At 66.8% G+C, this 4,701-nt stretch carries 5 protein-coding genes; 1 reads left to right on the top strand and 4 read right to left on the bottom strand.

What is annotated here, in order from left to right; genetic code table 11:
* Positions 1–89: 89 nt before the first annotated feature.
* From ACT6Y9_RS08785 to ACT6Y9_RS08770, 4 genes are all read right to left on the bottom strand, one after another.
* A complete protein-coding gene (locus ACT6Y9_RS08785; RefSeq protein ID WP_295476935.1) occupies positions 90–881 on the bottom strand; it encodes an ABC transporter ATP-binding protein in 792 nt (263 codons plus the stop codon).
* A 57-nt stretch (positions 882–938) separates the two neighbouring features.
* Positions 939–1,823 carry an ABC transporter permease gene (locus ACT6Y9_RS08780; protein WP_295476933.1) on the bottom strand — a complete coding sequence of 295 codons (885 nt, stop codon included), beginning with the start codon at positions 1,821–1,823 and terminating at the stop codon, positions 939–941.
* Between the two features lie 253 nt (positions 1,824–2,076).
* Positions 2,077–3,084 carry an ABC transporter substrate binding protein gene (locus tag ACT6Y9_RS08775; RefSeq protein WP_443744261.1) on the bottom strand — a complete coding sequence of 336 codons (1,008 nt, stop codon included), beginning with the start codon at positions 3,082–3,084 and terminating at the stop codon, positions 2,077–2,079.
* Positions 3,085–3,337: 253 nt separating this feature from the next.
* Positions 3,338–4,180, bottom strand: coding sequence for an SDR family NAD(P)-dependent oxidoreductase (locus ACT6Y9_RS08770; RefSeq protein WP_443744260.1), 843 nt, complete (start codon positions 4,178–4,180; stop codon positions 3,338–3,340).
* A 120-nt stretch (positions 4,181–4,300) separates the two neighbouring features.
* Between ACT6Y9_RS08770 and ACT6Y9_RS08765 the strand changes: the two genes are divergently transcribed.
* Positions 4,301–4,701 (top strand): rhodanese-like domain-containing protein (locus ACT6Y9_RS08765; RefSeq protein ID WP_443744259.1); only part of this gene is annotated, 401 nt, incomplete at its 3' end.

Raw genomic sequence — 4,701 nt, 5'->3', positions numbered from 1 at the left:
GTTCCGCGTGAGGCGCCTCCCCTCAAGAGAGAGGCGCCGCCCTCACGGATGCCGGGCGCTCAGGACCCAAGGCTGAGGCGCCTGGGGCATCAGCTCGCGAGGAGCATCTTGTCGGACACTCCGTCGCCCGCCTTTTCGAAGAACCGCAGCAGGTCCACCGCGGTGAGCTTCGACTTCTCCTCGCCCCGCACGTCGAGGATGGGACGGCCGTCGTGCATCATGATGAGGCGGTTGCCGAAGCGCAGCGCGTCGCGCATGTTGTGCGTGATCATGAGCGTCGTGAGCTTCTGCTCGGTGACGATGCGGTTCGTGATCTCGAGCACCTTTTCGGCTGTCTTCGGATCGAGCGCGGCCGTGTGTTCGTCAAGGAGCAGCAGCTTCGGGCGCACGAGGGTCGCCATCAGCAGCGTGAGCGCCTGGCGCTGGCCGCCCGAGAGGAGCCCCACGTGGGCGGTCATGCGGTTCTCGAGCCCGAGGCCGAGGGACTTCACGAGCTCGCGGAAGTACTCCGTGCGCTCGGGGCGCGCGGACCACTTGAGCGTTGGACGCTGTCCGCGGCGGTCGGCGATCGCGAGGTTCTCCTCGATCATCATGCCGGCGGCCGTGCCGCGCATCGGGTCCTGGAAGACGCGGCCGATGAAGGCGGCGCGCTTGTATTCGGGGAGCTTCGTCACGTCGTGGCCGTCGATCACGATCGAGCCCTGGTCGATGGGGAAGGTGCCGGCGATGGCGTTGAGCGTCGTGGACTTCCCCGCGCCGTTGGAGCCGATGACGGTGCAGAAGTCGCCGTCCTCGAGCGTAAAGGTGACGCCCCGGAGGGCCTTCTTTTCATTCGCCGTACCCGCGAAGAAGGTCTTGTGCACGTTCTTGAGTTCGAGCATTTCGTCTAATTCCTGCGTTCGTGTTCAGTTCTGGAGGGAGCCTTCCGGTCCGGGGGATCAGGAGGCGCGGCGAAGGCCCGCGACCTTGCTCTTGATGAGCGGCAGCGAGAGCGCAAAGGCGACGAGCACGGCCGTGAAGAGCTTCAGGTCGTTGGGCGGCATGCCCATCTGGAGCACGAAGGCGATGACGAGGCGATAGACGATGGAGCCGAGGATCACGGCGACCAGGCTCGACTTGAAGGACTTCGGCGCGAAGAGCACCTCGCCGATGATCACCGAGGCGAGGCCGATCACGATGGTGCCCACGCCCATGCCGACGTCGGCGAAGCCGTTCGCCTGCGCGACGGTGGCGCCCGAGAGGGCGACGAGGGCGTTCGAGATCACGAGGCCGAGCACGATCATCGTGTTGGTGTTGATGCCCTGCGCGCGGGCCATCTGCTGGTTGAAGCCCGTCGCGCGGATCGCCGTGCCGAGCTCGGTGCCGAAGAACCAGTAGATCACAGTCGAAACGATGACGGCGAAGAGGAGCCCCACGACGATGCCGCTCAGCGAGACGGAGAGCCCGAGGCCGTTCTCAAGAATCGTGAAGACCGTTTCGTCCTGAAGCAGCCCGATGTTGGACTTCCCCATCACGTGGAGGTTCACCGAATAGAGCCCGATCATCGTGAGGATGCCGGCGAGGAGCGCCGGGATGCGCAGCTTCGTCGTGAGGACGCCCGTCACCCAGCCCGCGAGCGAACCCGCGATGAGGGCGAGGACGAAGGCCGCCGGAAGGCCGAGCCCCGAGGTGATCGCGGTGGCGGCGACGGCCGCCCCCAGGGGAAACGAGCCCTCGACCGACAGGTCGGCGATGTCGAGGATGCGGAAGGTGAGGAAGACGCCTATCGCCATGACGGACCACTGCAGGCCCTGGCCGACGGTTGAAATGATGAGATCGAGCATCGGTGATTCCTTTCTAGGTACGCGCCGAAGGTCCGCAGGGGACCTTCTTTGGTTTTGTTGGTGGAAGAGGTTTGCGGGATGTGTGGGGCTTCCCGGGAGGTCCGGAAGAGAGGCGAGCTCCGGGCGCCCTTCACCGCGGGGCGGGAAGAACGAGAAAAAGCGGAGCTTCGCCGTGAAGGCCGGTCCCGCTTCGGGGAACTTCCGGTCTCCAGGTCGCTCCGCTTTATCTCAGGCGCGGCGCCTCCGCGAGGCGCTACTCAAAGAGCTTGGCGCCCTTCTTGAGCTCCTCGGGGATGGTGATGCCGATCGCGGCGGCAGCCTTCAGGTTGAAGACCGGCGTGCCGGTCGTGACGTGCTGGATCGGCGAGTCGGCGGGCTTCTTCTTGCCTTCGAGGATGTCGGCGCCCAACTCGCCCGTCATCTTGCCGATGTCGTAGTAGTTGACGGAGATGGAGCCGAGGCACCCGGCCGAGGTCATGCCCATCTCGCCCGCGACGGTGGGAATCTTGGCGGGGTTGACGACCTTGGCGAGGGCCGGAATCGCCGAGGCGATCACGTTGTCGGTCGGGAGGTACAGGCCCTGGACCTTGTCCTTCAGGGAGGCGACGGCCTGCTGGATGTCGTTCACGTTCGAGACGGTGGCTTCGAGCACCTCGACGCCGCGTTCGGCGGCGGCCTTCTTGAGGATCTCGACCTGGACGGCGGAGTTGATTTCGCTCGAGTTGTAGATCGTGCCGATCGTCTTGGCGTTCGGGGCGAGCTTCATGAGGAGGTCGAACTGCGCGGCGATCGGGCCGAGGTCGGAGACGCCTGTGACGTTGCCGCCCGGCTTTTCATTGCTCTTGACGAGCTTGGCGGCGACGTAGTCGGTGATCGCGGTGCCCACGATCGGGGTGTCCTTCGCGACGGTGGCGACGGCCTGGGCGGCGGGGGTCGCGACGGCGAAGATGATCTTGTCCTTGTTCGAGACGAAGCGGTTGGCGATGTTGTGGAGGTTCGACTGGTCGCCCTGCGCGTTCTGGATGTCGAGCTTGATGTTCACGCCGTCCTTGAAGCCGCGGGCGGCGAGGGCGTCGACGATGCCGCGGGTCGCGGCGTCAAGCGCGTCGTGCTCGACGAGCTGCACGATGCCGACCGGTATCAGTTCGGCCTTCTTCGCGGCGGGAGCGGAGCCCTTGTCCTCGCCGCAGCCGGCGAGCGCGAGGGCGGCGGCGACGCCGGCGGCGATCAGGCCGCGGCGGGAGATGGTGTTGAGCTGCATGGAAACCTCTTTGCTTGATCTCTTCTGCCGCGCCGCAAAGGGCTGAAGAGCCCCGCGCGGAGCGGCGTTTTTTGTCTTTCCTTCATTATGCGGTAGCCCCTTCGGGCCTCCCCGCGCGCCTGAGGGATCCACCCTAGATAGGAAGCCTTAGACGAAACGAAGTGGACGCAAGGTATGCGCAAAGGTCGCTCAAAAAGGCCGCTGAGAAGGCCGCCAAAGGGGGCCGCCAAAGGGTCCCGATGCGGAGGGCCTTCTATTCGGTCTTGAGCCGCCCAAGGAGCCGTCCGGCGAGAAGCCGCACGAGGGGCTCGGGCGTCGCCCAGACGACGCGGGCGATGAGGCGGTTCACCCACCCGTCGATCACGACCGCGCGCCCGGCCTTCATTGCGATCCAACCGGTGCGGGCGGCGTCGGCGGCCGAGCGCTCGGCCTTTTCCAAGTCGAAGAGGTCAAGCGCGCCTTCGGCGGCGAGCCCCGCCGCGGCGCCGAATTCCGTGGCGGTCGGTCCCGGAGAGAAGGCCGTGGCGGTGACGGACGTGCCGCGGAGTTCTTCGGCGAGCGCCTCGGTGAATGAGCGTACGTACGCCTTGGTCGCTCCGTAGACGCCCATGAAGGGACAGGGCTGGTAGGAGGCGGTCGAGGCGACGTTCAGAATCCGCCCGCAGCCGCAGTCGCGCATCTCGCGGCCGATCCGGATTGAGAGCTCCGTGAGCGCGCGGACGTTGAGGTCGATCATGCGGCCGGTCCGCTCCGGGTCCATCTCCACCATCGGTCCGAAGGCGCCGAAGCCCGCGTTGTTGACGAGGACTTCCGGCACGACGTTGAGTTCCGAGAGGAGCGAAAGGATCTCGTCGGGCGCGTCCGGGTCCGAAAGATCAAGAGGGAGCGCAAGCATCGGCCGGGAGGTCTGCCGCTCGAGCTCCTCGGCGAGGGCGTCAAGACGCTCCCGGCGGCGCGCCGTGAGGATCACGCGGAACCCGTCGGCGGCGGCGAGTCGCGCGAACTCCGCACCAAGGCCGCTCGAGGCGCCGGTGACGAGCGCGACGGGCGCGGTGGAGGTGGAGAAGTGCTCAATTCGGGCGGCGTCTGCGGGCATGGCTTGAGGACGGGAGGGTCGAAGGCGTGAAAGAATGCGGAGAACCGCGGCCTGCGCCGCCCCGGAGGCTTCCGGGCGGCGCAGCCCGCCCCTGAACTCTATTCCCTTTCTCAAAGCTTCATGATCACGATGCAGGACATCAAGAATCTCTGCGCGGCCGCCGCGGTGACGGCCGCCATGACGGGCGCCGCGGCCGATGCAGCGGCCCTCGAACCCGTCTCGCCCCAACCCTCGCGCCCCCTCACCTTTTCGGACCCCGCCTACGCGAAGGTGCCGCCCGAAGAGGCGCGGAGGATGATGGCCGCGGGCGTCGTGGTGATCGACGTGCGCGAACCCGACGAGTTCGCCGAGGAGCGCATCGCGGGCTCCGTGAACGTGCCGCTCTCGCGCTTTCGCTTCGGCATGACGCTCGACGCCCAGCCCGACAAGGACGCCCAAGTGCTCGTCGTCTGCCGCTCGGGCGTGCGCGCCGAAAAGGCCGCCCGCATCCTGATCGCCTCGGGCTACAAGCACGTCTTCAA

It is taken from the genome of Sutterella sp. (assembly GCF_052272535.1).
Classification (GTDB): domain Bacteria; phylum Pseudomonadota; class Gammaproteobacteria; order Burkholderiales; family Burkholderiaceae_F; genus Sutterella.
This window is presented reverse-complemented; position numbering and strand designations above follow the sequence as displayed.